Here is a 15,590-nt window from a genome sequence, read left to right on the forward strand (position 1 = left end):
TGCTCCTGGCTTAACTGCGACCAGTAACATTCTAATTACAATGTGACCCAAAGCACAAATTTATTTCGAATGAAAGGCTACCCGCCGTCTTTGCGGCTTCCTGCCGCGCAAAATCCAAAACCGGCGAGGAGCGGGTAGCCCGGCCAGGCGTAGCGCCAGCCGGGTGTTGTGTGATGCGGGGTCCGCTCTACAGCGTATGCTCGGTACGGGCGATAATATCGTCCTGGGCATCCGGCGACAGGGCGGTAAAGAACGCCGAGTAGCCGGCGACGCGAACCACTAAATCACGATACTGGTCAGGGTGTTTCTTCGCGTCCAGCAGCGTTTCGCGCGAGACGATGTTGTACTGGATATGCCAGCCTTTGTGCACCTCGAAGAAGGTGCGCAGCAGCACCATCAGCTTCTGCTTATCGGACTCGTTCTCCAGCGTCGCCGGGTTGAGCTTCTGATTCAGCAGCACGCCGCCGAGAATCGCCCCGGTGGGGAGCTTACCGACCGAGCTAATCACCGCGGTTGGCCCGAGGTGGTCGGTGCCGGAAGCCGGGCTTGCCCCTTCGGCCAGCGGAGAGTGGGCTTTGCGTCCATCCGGGGTAGCCATCGTCTGGGCGCCAAACGGCACGTTGGCGGAAATAGACGAGGTCCCGGCGTAGTAGTTCCCGCCAATCGGGCCGCGGCCGTAGCGCGGGTTATGGTAATGCTTCAGCTCGTCGATATAGGTTTGATAGGCGCGGGCCAGCAGGGCGTCGACGCTGTCCTCATCGTTGCCGTACTTCGGTGCGCCGTTGATTAAGCGCTGGCGCAGCTGCTCGTGGGTCAGCCCTTCGAAGTCCTCCGCGAGGGCTGTCGCCAGCTGCTGCTGGCCGATGGCGCCCTGCTCAAAGACCAGCTTTTTCACCGCCACCAGGCTATTACCGAGGTTGGCGATCCCGACCTGCAGACCGGAAACCCAGTCATACTTCGCGCCGCCCTGTTTGATGCTTTTCGCCCGCTCGATGCAGTCATCCACCAGCGCGGAGCAGAGAATATCGTGTACGTTCTCTTCCAGCATGGTATCGACGACGTACTCAATTTCGATCGACTTACGCGTGTAGTAGCGGATCTGGGTATCCCAGTCGGCCAGCACCTGCTCGAAGCTGCCGAAGTTGCCTTTCGATAGCGCGTGCTCCTGCGGCAGAAACACCTGGCCGCTGGTGGCGTCGCGGCCGCCTTCCAGCGCGGCCAGCATCACGCGGGCGAAGTTGATAAAGCTCATCCCGGTGCAGCGATAGCCCCATTTGCCGCCCACGGCGGTTTCGATACAGCCAATCGCCGCGTAGTCGTAGGCATCCTGAGGCTCAATCCCGAGCTTGATGAACTCTGGAATAACGATCTCATCGTTATTGAACGCCGGCATGCCGAAGCCGCAGCGAATGACCTGCACGCAGGCATCGAGGAAGTCGTTGCTCATCCCGGCGTGGTAGCGCACGCTGAGGTTGGGCTGAGTCGAGCGCAGACGCCCGCAGGATTCGAGGATCGCGTACGAGAGCGGGTTCACCGCATCCTGCGGCTGGCCGTCGCGCAGGTTCTGGCCGCCGATGGTGACGTTCTGATACAGCGGGCTGCCCGCGGATGCTTTGGAGTGCGAGCCGGAGCGGATCTTGTTCACTTCCAGCAGCTTCAGCCAGCAGCTGTGCAGCAGCTCGATGGCATGCTCGCGGTCCAGCGACTGCTGGAGCTCGACGTCGCGACGGTAGTAAGGATACAGGTACTGATCCATACGGCCGAAGGAGACCGAATGGCCGTTGGATTCAATCTGCAGGATCAGCTGAATGAAGTAGCACAGCTGCAGCGCCTGCCAGAAGGTTTTCGGCGGCTCGTGGGCAACGATCTCGCAGCCTTCGGCGATAGTCAGCAGCTCGTCGCGGCGGGAGGCGCGGGTTTCTTCCGCCGCCATGCTGCGCGCCAGTTCGGCAAAGCGCGTGCTGTGATTGCTGACCGCCTCCAGCACGATATCAATGGCCTTAAGGAACTGCTCGCCGTGCAGATCCTCCAGCACGGTCAGGTTAATACGCGAGCGGCGTTCGGCGACCTTAGCGCGCATGCCGTCGAGGCCTTTTTCCAGCAGCAGCGGATAGTTCACCGCGAGGTGAGCATCGCCGGAAGTCATGTTGCCTTCCGCTTTAATAATTCCGGCGGCGAGCAGCGCTTTTTGTTCATCGGTGAACATCCCGTAGCAGCGATCCTGCACGGTCTGACCGCGCCACCACGGGCAGATTTCATGCAGGATGCGCTTGTTCTCTTCGCTGACCGCGAAACCGGCGCCGGGACGATCGGCGAGATCGTCAATCTCCTTCTCAATCCAGCTGACGGTGTATTCCGGGAAAATTGGCGCCGCGCGCACTTCGCTGGCCTGGTTGCCGACGATCAGCTCGTCGTGTTTGATCCAGATGGTGCGTTCTGCCAGATGGTGGGCCAGCGCCAGCGCGCGGCGTACCGGGATCGGCTTATCCAGGTGCTGCTGATAAGCGGCGGTATAGTGCCGCGCCCGTTCGGTGCAGACCGGCGGCTTAACGATATGTACCAGCGCGGTTTTATGCGCCTGAATGCGGGGGCTTAGCGTATCCAGTTTCAGAGTGGTCATCATTTTATCCTCGTAGAGTAGCCGTTAAACCTTTGCTCTGAGCGTAGGTCTGCGCGAAGGCGAGCAGCTCGGGGGCAGCAAGGGGTTTGTCCGGAGCGGTATAGGGCTGACTGAGTAACTGATATTTGTTCATTCCCAGCGTGTGGTACGGCAGGAAGTGGATCTCGCCAACCTGCAGACGGTCGGCGGCAAAGTCGGTAATCGCGGCAATCGTCGCCTCATCGGCGTTGAAGCCCTGAATCAGCGGGACGCGGATGATGATTTTCTTCCCCGCCTGCGCCACGCGCTGCAGGTTATCGAGCACCCGGCCGGCGCTGCCGTCGGTCCACTCTTTGAAAATGGCTTCGTTGACGTGCTTGAGGTCGGCGAGGAACAGGTCAACATAGGGCAGCGAGGGCTCAACGTATTTCCACGGCACGTGCAGGCAGGTTTCGACCGCGGTATGAATCCCCGCCGCGCGGCTGGCCTGCAGCAGCTGCCGCGCCAGCTCGGGATTCATAAACGGCTCGCCGCCGGAAAGGGTCACGCCGCCGCCGCTGCGATCGTAAAAAGGCTTATCGCGCAGCACCGTGGCCATAATCTGCGCCACCTCTTTTTCTTCGCCGCATACGCTGAGGGCGGTTGTCGGGCAGCAGTCGCGCAGCCGCTCATAGCCTTCGGCGGTGAGCTTCTGGCGGTGGATAATCAGGCCGTCGAGTTTACGGGTTATCACATCCGGCGCGGCCTGCTGGCACAGATCGCAGCCCGCAAGGCACAGGCGGGCGTCGTACAGCACATCCGCCGTGCGGGAGCGGCTTTCCGGGTTTTGACACCAGCGGCAGCCCAGCGAGCAGCCTTTAAGGAATACGACGGTGCGGATCCCAGGGCCGTCATGGGTTGAGTAGCGCTGAATGTTGAAAATCATGAAGGCCCCCCTTTTTTTGCATATGAAGATTAAATGACTTTCGAATGAAAGTTGTATTGATGCAAATCAACAAGCGGGGCGGGCCGCTGCGGCGAAGAGGGGAAAGTCGCGGTCGATCACAAATTTTCCGGCGACGGCCGCCGCCGGAGAAGGGCTAGCGGCTGGCGCAAACCTCGCACTGCGGGTCGCGCATTAGCTTCATTTCGCGGAACTGACAGGTCATGGCGTCGTACATGACCAGCTTGCCCGCGGCAGGCGTGCCGTACTGAGTTAAGACTTTAATGGCCTCCATCGCCTGTAGGGAGCCAATGACGCCGACCAGCGGCGCCATCACGCCGGCCTCAACGCAGGTGAGGGCATTCTCGCCGAACAGCCGGCTCAGGCAGCGATAGCAGGGCTCGTTATCCTGATACATAAAGACGCTGATTTGCCCCTCCATGCGAATCGCGGCGCCGGAGACCAGCGGCGTTTGATGCTGAAAACAGCCCGCGTTGAGCTGATTGCGTATCGCCACGTTATCGGTACAGTCGAGCACCAGATCGTGGGCGGCGATCTGCGCCGCCAGCGCCTGCTGGTCCAGCAGCGCATTCAGCGGGGTGAGCCGTACGTGGGGGTTGATCCGCGCCAGCGAATCGCGGGCTGAGTCCACCTTCGGCAGACCGATAGCGGCATCGCTGTGCAGCGTCTGGCGCTGTAGATTGGAGAGCGAGACGCTATCGAAATCGAGCAGGGTAAGCTCGCCGACGCCGGCCGCCGCCAGATACTGGGCGGCAGCGCAGCCCAGGCCACCGAGGCCGACCACCAGCACCCGGGCGCCTTTCAGCCGCTCCTGACCGTCAAAATCGAAATTGCGCAGGATTATCTGCCGGTTGTAGCGCAGCATCTCCTCATCGCTCAGCTCGACGTCCATCACAGCCCTCCGAAGAGGTGGTTAAAGGGTTCGACTTCGACCCACTCGCCCGCTTCCACGTTACCGCGCTCGCGCTCCAGCACGATAAAGCAGTTACCCTGGCTAAATGAGCTGAAAATGTGTGAGCCCTGATGACCGGTGGAGGTCACCACCAGCTCGCCGTCCGGGTTACGCTGCAGCACGCCGCGCTGGAAGTCGAGGCGTCCCGGGGATTTTTTCAGTCGCGTCGCCGCCCGCACACGGAGGCGCATCGGCTGCGCGCCGCCCGCGCTGCCGCTCAGTTTTGCCAGCAGCGGCAGCACCAGCTGATAGAAGGTGAGGGTGGCGGAAACCGGATTGCCCGGCAGGCCGCAGAACCAGCTGTGGCTGAGCTTGCCGAAAGCAAAAGGTTTACCGGGCTTGATCGCCAGCTTCCAGAAGCCGATTTCGCCGAGCTCCTCAAGGATCTCTTTGGTGTAATCCGCTTCGCCGACCGAGACGCCGCCCGAGCTAATCACCACATCGGCCTGCTGGTCGGCGGCGATAAACGCCGCGCGCAGTTTTGCCGGGTCGTCGGCAATAATGCCGAGGTTGATCACCTCGCAGCCCAGCTGCTGGAGCATCAGGTGCACCGCCAGGCGGTTGGTATCGTAGATTTGCCCGTCGCCAAGCGGTTGGCCCGGCAGCTGCAGCTCGTCGCCGGTAGAGAATACCGCCACGCGAACTTTGCGCACTACCTCGACGTCGGCGATGCCCAGCGACGCCAGCACCGGCAGCTCCGCGACGGTCAGCGGCGTACCTGCCGGGAATACCACCGCGCCGTGAGCGATATCTTCGCCGCGACGACGAATATTCTGGCCGGGTTTTACCGCGGCGATGAAGCGAACGCCGTCGGCGGTTTGCTCGGTCTCTTCCTGCATCACCACCGCATCGCAGCCCTGCGGAACCGGCGCGCCGGTCATAATGCGAATGCAGGTTCCCGCAGGCCAGGCAGCGTGGAACGGCTGGCCGGCGAACGCTTTACCGGCGACCGGCAGCGCCGCGCCGTCGGCAAGATCGGCGAGGCGTACGGCGTAGCCGTCCATGGCCGAGTTGTCAAACCCGGGGACGTCCAGCGGCGAAACGAGATCATGGGCGGTCACGCGCGAAAAGGCCTGTAACAGCGGCACGGTTTCCACCGTATTCAGCGGCGTAATACGGTTGAGCATCTGGGTCAGGGCTGTGTCGAGAGGCATCAGTCCGGCGGTAAAATCCATGGGTTTCTCCTGCGGGCAAACATCGAAAACGCCTATTATGGCAGAAAAGTGCGGGCGGCTATATGCCACCTGGGTACAGGCTTTACATCACCGTCCGCTCTTTCTATATTCAAAAATTGTATAGGACAGTCAGCACGATAATGATATCTATACACTTTATTATTTAAGCTCGCTTTGCGGGGGCTGAGACCTGATGCGGCGTGAATAAATAGCGAACCCGCGGTGGATCGGTGCAGCATGAAGGAATGGCGGAATGAGCAAGGCGGTGATAGCAATTCACGGTGGCGCAGGGGCAATCACCCGATCGCAGCTGACGCCGGAGCGCGAACGGCAGTTCATGGCGGCGCTGTCGGCGATTGTCGATAGCGGGCAGAAAATGCTGGCGGCGGGCGCCAGCGCGCTGGACACGGTCACCGAGGCGGTGCGCCAGCTGGAGGAGTGTCCGCTGTTTAACGCCGGGATCGGCTCGGTGTTTACCCGGGACGCCACCCATGAGCTCGACGCCTGCGTGATGGACGGCAACAGCCTGCATGCTGGAGCGGTTGCCGGCGTTAAGCATCTGCGCAACCCGGTACTGGCCGCGCGGCTGGTGCTGGAACAGAGCCCGCACGTGCTGCTGATTGGCGAAGGGGCGGAAGCGTTCGCCGCCTCGCACGGTATGGCGCGGGTGGAAAACGATCTATTTTCGACGACCGAGCGCCGTCTGCAGCTACAGCAGGCGCAGGAAGACGATGAGGTCGTCCTCGACCACGGCGCAGCGCCGCTGGACGAGCGGCATAAAATGGGCACCGTCGGCGCGGTAGCGCTGGATATCGCCGGCAACCTTGCCGCCGCCACGTCCACCGGCGGGATGACCAATAAGCTCCCCGGGCGCGTTGGCGATAGCCCGCTGCCCGGAGCCGGCTGCTACGCCAATAACGCCAGCGTGGCGGTCTCCTGTACCGGCACCGGCGAGGTGTTTATCCGCACCCTCGCGGCCTACGATATCGCCGCGCTCATGGAGTACGCGAACCTGAGCCTGCATGAGGCCTGTGAGCGGGTGGTGATGGAGAAGCTTCCGGCGCTCGGCGGCAGCGGCGGGCTGATTGCCATCGACAGAGAAGGCAACGTGGTGCTGCCGTTTAACAGCGAAGGGATGTATCGGGCCTGGTGCTACGCGGGCGATACGCCCACTATTGGTATTTATCGGGAATAAGGGGGAAGGGACGTTGCCGCATAGTCAAGAAATCGACGCCAGTGATGTTCTGGCGGTGCGCGATCTGAACGTGGCGTTTAGCCAGGAGCAGCAGACTTTTTCTGCGGTGCGGCATCTTTCGTTCAACCTGCGGCGCGGCGAAACGCTAGCCATTGTGGGCGAGTCGGGCTCGGGTAAGTCGGTCACCGCGCTGGCGCTGATGCGCCTGCTCGATGACGCCGTCAGTCAGGTCAGCAGCGACGCGCTGTGGCTGCGTCGGCGCAATAATCAGGTCATTGCGCTTGGCGAACAGTCCGCTTCGGCAATGCGCCACGTGCGCGGGGCGGATATTGCGATGATTTTCCAGGAGCCGATGACCTCGCTGAATCCGGTGTTTACCATCGGGGAACAGATTGCCGAGTCTATTCGTCTTCACCAGCGGCTGGGTCATGACGAGGCGCTGCGCGAAGCGAAGAAAATGCTCGACCAGGTGCGGATACCGGAGGCGGAAGCGATGCTGTCACGCTATCCGCATCAGCTCTCCGGCGGGATGCGCCAGCGGGTGATGATCGCCATGGCGCTCTCCTGCCGTCCGGCGGTGCTGATTGCCGACGAGCCCACCACCGCGCTGGATGTCACCATCCAGGCGCAGATCCTCCAGCTGATTGCCGTGCTGCAAAAAGAGATGGAGATGGGGGTTATTTTTATTACTCACGATATGGGCGTCGTGGCCGATATCGCCGACCGCGTGCTGGTGATGTACCGCGGCGAAGCGGTGGAGAGCGGGACGGTCGAGGAGATTTTCCGCGCGCCTGAGCACCCTTACACCCAGGCGCTGCTGGCAGCCGTCCCGCGCTTAGGCTCGATGCGCGGCAGCGACCTGCCGCGCCGCTTCCCGCTGCTCAATCAACGCGCGGCTGATGAAGGCGAACAGGATACCGTCGTCGCCGGCGAGCCGATTCTGCAGGTACGCGACCTGGTGGCGCGTTTCCCGCTGCGCAGCGGCATTTTGAACCGGATTACCCGCGAGGTGCATGCCGTTGAAAAGGTGAGCTTTGACCTCTGGCCGGGAGAAACCTTGTCGCTGGTCGGCGAGTCCGGCTGCGGCAAATCCACCACCGGTCGGGCGCTGCTGCGGCTGGTGGCGACCGAGAGTGGGACTATCGTATTTAACGGCGAACGTATCGATACCCTGGCCGGCGGCAGGCTCCAGGCGCTGCGCCGCGATATTCAGTTTATTTTCCAGGACCCGTATGCCTCGCTCGATCCGCGGCAAACGGTGGGCTACTCGATTATGGAGCCGCTGCGCGTACACGGGCTGCTGGAAGGCGAGGCGGCCCGCCAGCGCGTCGCCTGGCTTCTTGAGCGCGTCGGCCTGCAGCCTGAACACGCCTGGCGCTACCCGCACGAGTTTTCCGGCGGCCAGCGCCAGCGCGTATGCATTGCGCGGGCGCTGGCGCTGAATCCAAAGGTGGTGATTGCCGATGAATCGGTTTCGGCGCTAGACGTCTCGATTCGCGCGCAGATTATCAACCTGATGCTCGATTTACAGCGTGAAATGGGCATCGCCTTTTTGTTTATTTCCCACGATATGGCGGTGGTTGAACGTATCAGCCATCGCGTTGCGGTGATGTATCGCGGGCGGATCGTTGAGATTGGCCCGCGTCGCGCCGTGTTTGAAAACCCGCAGCATCCCTATACCCGCAAGCTGATGGCCGCCGTACCGGTGGCCGACCCGGCGCATCGTCATCCGCAGCGCGTACTGCTCTCTGACGAGCTGCCGGGCAATATCTATAAGCGAGGGGAAGAGGTAGCCAGCGCGCCGCTACAACAGGTAGGGCCTGGGCATTTCGTTGCCCGGGAACCTGCCGCCGGCGTTCTGGGAAGATAACAACGACACCAATAACGCAGCATTTCAGGAGAACAACATGACACAACGCGTATCACGCAAATGGTTGCTGGCGCTGGGCGTCGCTTCGGCGCTGGCGACGGCGCCGGCGCTGGCCGCAAAAGATCTGGTGGTGGCGGTCGGCTCTAACTTCACGACCCTCGACCCTTATGATGCCAACGACACCTTATCCCAGGCCGTTGCCAAGTCGTTCTATCAGGGGCTGTTCGGCCTTGATAAAGAGATGAAGCTGAAAAACGTTCTCGCGGAAAGCTATACCGTTTCGCCCGACGGCCTGGTCTACACCATTAAGCTGCACCCGGGGGTGAAGTTCCAGGACGGTACCGATTTTAACGCCGAAGCGGTGAAGGCTAACCTCGACCGCGCCAGCAATCCGGATAATCATCTCAAGCGCTATAACCTGTACAAAAATATCGCCAGCACCGAGGCGGTTGATCCGACGACGGTAAAAATCACCCTCAGGCAGCCTTTCTCGGCGTTTATCAATATCCTTGCCCATCCGGCAACGGCGATGATCTCTCCGGCGGCGCTGAAAAAATATGGCAAAGAGATTGGTTTTCATCCTGTCGGTACCGGCCCGTATCAGCTCGATACCTGGAACCAGACCGATTTTGTGAAGGTGACGAAGTTTGCCGGCTACTGGCAGCCAGGCCTGCCGAAGCTCGACTCCATCACCTGGCGTCCGGTGGTGGATAACAACACCCGCGCCGCGATGCTGCAAACCGGCGAAGCGCAGTTTGCCTTCCCGATCCCCTACGAGCAGGCGCCGCTGCTGGCGAAAAACGACAAGCTGGAGCTGGTTGCCAGCCCGTCGATCATGCAGCGTTATATCAGCATGAACGTCACGCAGAAGCCGTTTGATAACCCGAAGGTGCGCGAGGCGATTAACTACGCCATCAACCGCCAGGCGCTGGTGAAGGTCGCCTTCGCCGGGTACGCCACCCCGGCGACCGGCGTCGTGCCGCCGTCTATCGCCTATGCCGAGACCTTTAAAGCGTGGCCGTACGATCCGGCTAAGGCCCGCGAGCTGCTCAAAGAGGCCGGTTTCCCTAACGGATTCAGCACCACGCTGTGGTCATCGCATAACCACAGCACCGCTCAGAAGGTGCTGCAGTTTACCCAGCAGCAGCTGGCGCAGGTGGGCATTAAAGCGCAGCTGACGGCGATGGATGCCGGCCAGCGCGCGGCGGAAGTGGAAGGCAAAGGACAGAAAGAGAGCGGAGTACGCATGTTCTACACCGGCTGGTCGGCCTCGACCGGTGAAGCCGACTGGGCGCTGTCGCCGCTTTTCGCCTCACAAAACTGGCCGCCGACCCTGTTTAATACCGCCTTCTACGGCAATCCGCAGGTGGATAAAGACCTGACCGACGCCCTGAAAACGACCGATGCGCAGGAAAAAACGCGGCTCTACAAACAGGCCCAGGACATTATCTGGAAAGAGTCGCCGTGGGTGCCGCTGGTGGTGGAAAAACTGGTCTCCGCGCACAGTAAGAATCTGAGCGGTTTTTATATTCAGCCGGATACCGGATTCAGCTTTGAGCAGGCGGATTTAGCCCAGTGACGGTTGTTACCTTTATCCCGACCCTCTCCCCCGCGGGGAGAGGCCGCCGGGCCTTGCTCCCTCTGCCATTCGCGCAGAGGGTTCGGGTGAGGAGAGGCGATGCTTAATTATGTGATTAAACGCCTGCTGGGACTGATTCCCACCCTGCTGATTGTGGCGGTGCTGGTTTTTCTGTTTGTACATATGCTGCCCGGCGACCCGGCGCGGCTGATTGCCGGACCGGAAGCCGATGCGCAGGTCGTCGCGATGGTGCGCGAGCAGCTGGGGCTCGATCGGCCGCTGCACGTCCAGTTCTGGCACTATATCACCAGCGTGCTGCAGGGGGATTTTGGCATCTCGATGGCGTCGCGTCGCCCGGTGAGTAGCGAAATCGCCAGCCGCTTTATGCCGACGCTGTGGCTGACGCTTGCCAGCATGAGCTGGGCGGTGGTGTTTGGTATGGCGGCGGGGATTGCCGCCGCGGTCTGGCGCAATCGCTGGCCGGACCGGCTGGGGATGGCGCTGGCGGTGACCGGTATTTCCTTTCCGGCTTTTGCCCTCGGGATGCTGCTGATGCAGGTCTTCTCCGTCGAACTTGGCTGGCTGCCGACGGTGGGCGCCGATAGCTGGCGGCACTATATTCTGCCCTCCGTGACCCTGGGCGCGGCGGTAGCCGCGGTGATGGCGCGCTTCACCCGCGCATCTTTCGTCGATGTGCTGCACGAGGACTATATGCGCACCGCGCGGGCGAAAGGGGTCAGCGAGACGCTGGTGGTGCTTAAGCACGGCCTGCGCAATGCGATGATCCCGGTGGTGACGATGATGGGGCTGCAGTTTGGCTTCCTGCTCGGCGGCTCGATCGTGGTGGAGAAAGTCTTCAACTGGCCGGGGCTCGGCAGGCTGCTGGTTGATTCGGTCGAGATGCGCGACTATCCGGTGATTCAGGCGGAAGTACTGCTGTTTTCGCTGGAATTTATTCTTATCAATTTAGTGGTGGACGTGCTGTATGCCGCCATTAACCCGGCTATCAGGTACAAGTAAGGTGCGATTGCTCAACTGGAGAAGGCAGGCGGTTATCAACGCCATGCCGGGGATCAAACCCGGTCAGATACGTACGCCGTGGCATGAGTTCTGGCGGCGCTTTCGCCGTCAGCCGGTGGCGATGGGCGCCGGCATTTTTGTTCTGCTGCTGATCGCGGTGGCCGTCGTGGCGCCGTGGGTAGCGCCGTTCGATGCGGAAAACTACTTTGACTACGATCGCCTCAACGACGGCCCGTCGATGCTGCACTGGTTCGGCGTCGATTCGCTGGGCCGGGATATCTTCAGCCGGGTGCTGGTCGGGGCGCAGATTTCGCTGGCGGCCGGGGTGCTGGCGGTGCTGATCGGCGCGGCAATCGGCACCGTACTCGGGCTGCTGGCCGGTTACTATGAAGGCTGGTGGGACAGGATAATTATGCGCATTTGCGACGTGCTGTTCGCGTTCCCGGGGATCCTGCTGGCGATCGCCGTGGTGGCGGTTATGGGGAGCGGGATGTCGAACGTGATCATCGCGGTGGCGATCTTCTCCATTCCGGCTTTTGCTCGCCTGGTGCGCGGCAATACGCTGGTCCTCAAGCAGCAGACTTTTATCGAGTCGGCGCGCAGCATCGGCGCCAGCGATGCGACGATCCTGTTCAGCCATATTCTGCCCGGCACGGTGTCGTCGATTGTGGTCTATTTCACCATGCGTATCGGGGTGTCGATAATCTCCGCCGCCAGCCTCTCATTCCTCGGCCTCGGCGCGCAGCCCCCGACCCCGGAATGGGGGGCAATGCTGAACGAAGCGCGGGCGGATATGGTGATGGCGCCGCACGTGGCGCTGTTCCCGGCGATTGCGATTTTCCTGACGGTGCTGGCGTTTAACCTGCTGGGCGACGGCCTGCGCGATGCGCTGGATCCGAAGATAAAGGGGTAGGGTGAGAGAGGAGTCCGGAGAGGGCGCGCCGCGCCGCCTCCGGAAAGCTCCGGCTGGCGCTGACGCGTAGCCGGAGTAAGAAGCGTATTAAACCCGGCTACCCCACAGGTCGTACTCGTCGGCATGCTCAACTTTGACCCGCAGCACGTCGCCCGGTTTCACTTTGGTTTCGCCGTTCAGATACACCGCGCCGTCGATTTCCGGGGCGTCGGCCATGCTGCGGCCAATGGCGCCTTCTTCGTCAACTTCGTCGATAAGTACCATGATTTCGCGGCCGACCTTCTCCTGCAGACGTTCGGCGGAAATCTGCTGCTGCAGCTGCATAAAGCGGTTCCAGCGCTCCTCTTTCACCTCTTCCGCAACCTGATCCGCCAGCTCGTTGGCGGTAGCGCCATCGACCGGGCTGTATTTAAAGCAGCCGACGCGGTCAAGGCGGGCTTCTTTCAGGAAGTCGAGCAGCATCTGGAAATCTTCTTCCGTTTCGCCCGGGAAGCCGACGATAAAGGTCGAACGCAGGGTCAGGTCAGGGCAGACTTCACGCCACTGCTTGATGCGCGCCAGCTGGCGATCGGCGGAGCCCGGGCGTTTCATCATCTTGAGGATCCGCGGGCTGGCGTGCTGCAGCGGGATATCGAGATACGGCAGGATTTTACCTTCCGCCATCAGCGGGATCACGTCGTCGACGTGCGGGTATGGATAAACGTAGTGCAGGCGCACCCAGATACCCAGTTTTGCCAGCTCTTCGCACAGGCTGACCATGCTGGTTTTCACCGGCATGCCGTTGTGGAAACCGGTGCGATGCTTCACATCGACGCCGTAGGCGGAGGTATCCTGAGAAATCACCAGCAGCTCTTTCACCCCGGCGTCGGCCAGGCGCTTAGCTTCAGACAGCACTTCGCCAATCGGACGGCTCACAAGATCGCCGCGCATGGACGGAATGATGCAGAACGTGCAGCGGTGGTTACAGCCTTCGGAAATTTTCAGGTAAGCGTAGTGGCGCGGCGTCAGCTTGACGCCCTGTTCCGGCACCAGGCTCAGGAACGGGTTGTGCTTCGGCTTCGGCGTGTAGTGGTGTACGTGCTCGAGAACCTGTTCGTAGCTGTGCGGGCCGGTGATCTCCAGCACTTTCGGGTGAACTTCGCGGATCTGGTCGACTTTTGCGCCCAGGCAGCCGGTAACGATCACTTTGCCGTTTTCTTTTAAGGCTTCGCCAATCGCTTCCAGCGACTCCTGAACGGCGCTATCGATAAAGCCGCAGGTGTTGACGATAACCATATCGGCGTTTTCGTAGGTAGGAACCACGTCATACCCTTCGGTGCGCAGTTCGGTCAGGATGCGTTCTGAGTCTACAAGGTTTTTCGGACAGCCAAGGGAGACGAAGCCGATCTTCGGCTGGTGCGTTACATTGCTCATAGCTTAAAAAGTGTTCAATTATTGGAATGGTCAGGGCAGGGATTCTACAGAGGTTGGTGGGAAAATTGTACTGGTATCTCCGTTTTCGCCATCGGTCGGGCGATATTTATCACCACCCGTTTCCCAGGAAGTGAAGAGGGGAAAGCATAGCCGGCGAAGGGCGGCTGAAGATGCGGTATAAAAAGTGATTGAGCATCGGTTTAGACGCGCTGTGCTAGCGTTATGCTTTTCTTTTCAGGTTATCCGTTTGCCGTTTTCTGAGTTGGTCCATGTTTAAAAAACGAAGTTGTATATTAGGTATTTCAATGATGGCCGCAGGGCCAGGGTATGCCGGGGAGCTTAATTTATATTCGATAAATACCGGTTCGTATGTCTACCACCTGACGGGAAATCATGGGCAGTATAACGAGCATTTTAATAATCAGTTTCTGTCAGTAGAGCGAAAGTTTTCGCCGGATTCCAGATATAGCGCGTTAGCCGGGACGATGAAAAATAGTTTTGACGATCGCTGCCTGTCGCTGGGTATGAGAAGAGACTGGGTTGCAGGCCAAAGCGGCTGGACGTTTAAAGGCGTATACGCCTACACCGGGGAATTCTTTTTTAAAGCGTTCAGCCACTGCGGCGACTCGGGGGCCTACCGGACGGCGAAGAAGTTAACCGGCGTAGGCTTCTCCCCGTATGTTTATCATGGCCTGCAATATAACTTTACGGATTATTTTGGCGTTGAGGGCGGAATTATTATTCCGGCGATTTTCGTTATGAGTGTTCAGTGGAGTTTCTGCTAAGCAGTATTATCCCCAGTCGCATGTAATAATATTATTTCGGCTTGTGCACTGCGGCCTGTTCAGCCGTATGTCGGGTAGGTCGTCCTCTTTTTTATCTAAAGGGTAGCAGCTGCAAAGTACCAAAATACAGCAGAGCATCAGCAAAGGGCGGAGCATATATTGATCCTGAAAGTGAGCGCCGGACGTTGATATCTGGCGTCATCCCTGTCCAGCGTAGAATATCGCCTGATAAGACGGGCATGCCCGGTAATACCGATACAACAGTTCGGGAACTTACCGGCCCTGGGCGCTGCCCGAACTGCCTTTATTCGTCGGGATTAAAGATTGCCGTACAGGCTAATCAGCACATTAATATGTACGGTGAGCGCCAGCATAATCAGCATGGCGATAAGGAACACAATCCCTAACCGCAGCACTCTGATCTTTTGCTCATTGATGCTTAAATCAGGGCAATGGCGGATTTTTTTACGCTGATACAAATACATAAGGCAGAGGGTGACGTAGATAACCGGTGACAGAATATGGAGGTAACTGTATGACCAAAGTAATAATTCACTGGTGCCCATAGCAATGAGCCAGACGAGGATAAATATCATGCTGCTTTCCGTAATAGGTAGAAGATTGGCGTGTTATTTTCTTTTGAAGAAAAAGTAAACTGAAAAAATGACATCGAAGAAAATCCACAGGCCGCTAAGAAAGAGGATGTGCTTGAATGCGCTAATCCAGAAGGTCGCGTCGCGGATAATTCTGTGATCCGCAAAGGGGGCCGCAGAGCTAAAATAGAGCACGTAGATGCTGACGGCCAGCATCAGAACGTTCATTACGATAAATAATGTAAATACGATGCTGCCAGTATGTGTTTTTTTACTATTTTTAAGTTTCATATTCTCTGTCATGGTCAGTGGATAAACAGGTTAATGGTCACCGGCTGATTTTACATTGCAGGCGATCTCAGGTTATTTTATGGGCTATTTAACGGGCGCTATTTTCCCTACGCTACCGGCAGTGGTTCCGCCATTTACGGGCTGTCTTTACAGGTTTCGTGGGAAGGCGCGAGGATTTATCTCTGGCTCCTGATGCCGGTCGTTAATGCTAACGTGGGATGTATCAAAATAATAATCATGATGCGTAACAGGCTCTGAATCC

Annotated in this window: 12 protein-coding genes; 6 read left to right on the plus strand and 6 right to left on the minus strand. The window is 59.4% G+C overall.

Features of this window, described 5'->3' with window-relative positions:
- Nucleotides 1-187: 187 nt before the first annotated feature.
- From GO007_RS03140 to moeA, 4 genes are all read right to left on the minus strand, one after another.
- Nucleotides 188-2,620, minus strand: coding sequence for a formate C-acetyltransferase/glycerol dehydratase family glycyl radical enzyme (locus tag GO007_RS03140; RefSeq protein ID WP_095097999.1), 2,433 nt, complete (start codon nt 2,618-2,620; stop codon nt 188-190).
- Between the two features lie 4 nt (nt 2,621-2,624).
- Entirely contained in the window at nt 2,625-3,524 is a 900-nt protein-coding gene (locus tag GO007_RS03145; protein ID WP_095095431.1) for a glycyl-radical enzyme activating protein, read from the minus strand.
- 154 nt (nt 3,525-3,678) lie between these two features.
- Nucleotides 3,679-4,434, minus strand: a complete 756-nt coding sequence (gene moeB / locus GO007_RS03150) for a molybdopterin-synthase adenylyltransferase MoeB (protein ID WP_095095434.1) — start codon at nt 4,432-4,434, stop codon at nt 3,679-3,681.
- The gene (gene moeA, locus GO007_RS03155) at nt 4,434-5,669 is read right to left on the minus strand and encodes a molybdopterin molybdotransferase MoeA (protein WP_095095437.1); all 1,236 of its coding nucleotides are present in this window, start codon (nt 5,667-5,669) and stop codon (nt 4,434-4,436) included. Before moeA ends, moeB begins: the two co-directional genes overlap by 1 nt.
- Nucleotides 5,670-5,922: 253 nt before the next feature.
- On the opposite strand from moeA, the gene iaaA reads away from it, so the two are divergent.
- The 5 genes from iaaA (at nt 5,923) to gsiD (ending at nt 12,246) form a co-directional block, all read left to right on the plus strand.
- Nucleotides 5,923-6,864, plus strand: a complete 942-nt coding sequence (gene iaaA, locus GO007_RS03160) for a beta-aspartyl-peptidase (RefSeq protein WP_095095440.1) — start codon at nt 5,923-5,925, stop codon at nt 6,862-6,864.
- 13 nt (nt 6,865-6,877) lie between these two features.
- Nucleotides 6,878-8,734, plus strand: a complete 1,857-nt coding sequence (gsiA, locus tag GO007_RS03165; RefSeq protein ID WP_095095443.1) for a glutathione ABC transporter ATP-binding protein GsiA — start codon at nt 6,878-6,880, stop codon at nt 8,732-8,734.
- Between the two features lie 37 nt (nt 8,735-8,771).
- Complete coding sequence (gene gsiB, locus GO007_RS03170; RefSeq protein ID WP_095098002.1) at nt 8,772-10,313, plus strand: glutathione ABC transporter substrate-binding protein GsiB; 1,542 nt, start codon at nt 8,772-8,774, stop codon at nt 10,311-10,313.
- 99 nt (nt 10,314-10,412) lie between these two features.
- Nucleotides 10,413-11,333, plus strand: coding sequence for a glutathione ABC transporter permease GsiC (gsiC, locus tag GO007_RS03175; protein WP_095095446.1), 921 nt, complete (start codon nt 10,413-10,415; stop codon nt 11,331-11,333).
- Nucleotide 11,334: 1 nt separating this feature from the next.
- Nucleotides 11,335-12,246, plus strand: coding sequence for a glutathione ABC transporter permease GsiD (gene gsiD / locus GO007_RS03180; protein ID WP_095095450.1), 912 nt, complete (start codon nt 11,335-11,337; stop codon nt 12,244-12,246).
- Between the two features lie 87 nt (nt 12,247-12,333).
- On the opposite strand, the gene rimO is transcribed toward gsiD, so the two are convergent.
- Nucleotides 12,334-13,659, minus strand: coding sequence for a 30S ribosomal protein S12 methylthiotransferase RimO (rimO, locus tag GO007_RS03185; protein ID WP_095095453.1), 1,326 nt, complete (start codon nt 13,657-13,659; stop codon nt 12,334-12,336).
- 305 nt (nt 13,660-13,964) lie between these two features.
- Between rimO and GO007_RS03190 the strand changes: the two genes are divergently transcribed.
- Nucleotides 13,965-14,444: a hypothetical protein gene (locus tag GO007_RS03190; protein ID WP_189339834.1), complete on the plus strand. Its 480-nt coding sequence runs from the start codon at nt 13,965-13,967 to the stop codon at nt 14,442-14,444.
- Between the two features lie 317 nt (nt 14,445-14,761).
- Here GO007_RS03190 and GO007_RS03195 read toward each other — a convergent pair whose 3' ends face one another.
- Nucleotides 14,762-15,040, minus strand: a complete 279-nt coding sequence (locus GO007_RS03195) for a hypothetical protein (protein ID WP_095095458.1) — start codon at nt 15,038-15,040, stop codon at nt 14,762-14,764.
- Between the last annotated feature and the right edge of the window lie 550 nt (nt 15,041-15,590).

It is taken from the genome of Klebsiella sp. 10-1, assembly GCF_009758445.1.
Classification (GTDB): domain Bacteria; phylum Pseudomonadota; class Gammaproteobacteria; order Enterobacterales; family Enterobacteriaceae; genus Klebsiella; species Klebsiella scottii.

Bases quoted from the DNA above. Each gene is read 5' to 3' on its own strand.
- GO007_RS03190 (WP_189339834.1), top strand. From the start codon at position 13,965: ATGATGGCCGCAGGGCCAGGGTATGCCGGGGAGCTTAATTTATATTCG.
- iaaA (WP_095095440.1), top strand. From the start codon at position 5,923: ATGAGCAAGGCGGTGATAGCAATTCACGGTGGCGCAGGGGCAATCACC.
- gsiB (WP_095098002.1), top strand. From the start codon at position 8,772: ATGACACAACGCGTATCACGCAAATGGTTGCTGGCGCTGGGCGTCGCT.
- moeA (WP_095095437.1), bottom strand. From the start codon at position 5,669: ATGGATTTTACCGCCGGACTGATGCCTCTCGACACAGCCCTGACCCAG.
- GO007_RS03140 (WP_095097999.1), bottom strand. From the start codon at position 2,620: ATGACCACTCTGAAACTGGATACGCTAAGCCCCCGCATTCAGGCGCAT.
- GO007_RS03195 (WP_095095458.1), bottom strand. From the start codon at position 15,040: ATGATATTTATCCTCGTCTGGCTCATTGCTATGGGCACCAGTGAATTA.
- rimO (WP_095095453.1), bottom strand. From the start codon at position 13,659: ATGAGCAATGTAACGCACCAGCCGAAGATCGGCTTCGTCTCCCTTGGC.
- GO007_RS03145 (WP_095095431.1), bottom strand. From the start codon at position 3,524: ATGATTTTCAACATTCAGCGCTACTCAACCCATGACGGCCCTGGGATC.
- moeB (WP_095095434.1), bottom strand. From the start codon at position 4,434: ATGGACGTCGAGCTGAGCGATGAGGAGATGCTGCGCTACAACCGGCAG.
- gsiC (WP_095095446.1), top strand. From the start codon at position 10,413: ATGCTTAATTATGTGATTAAACGCCTGCTGGGACTGATTCCCACCCTG.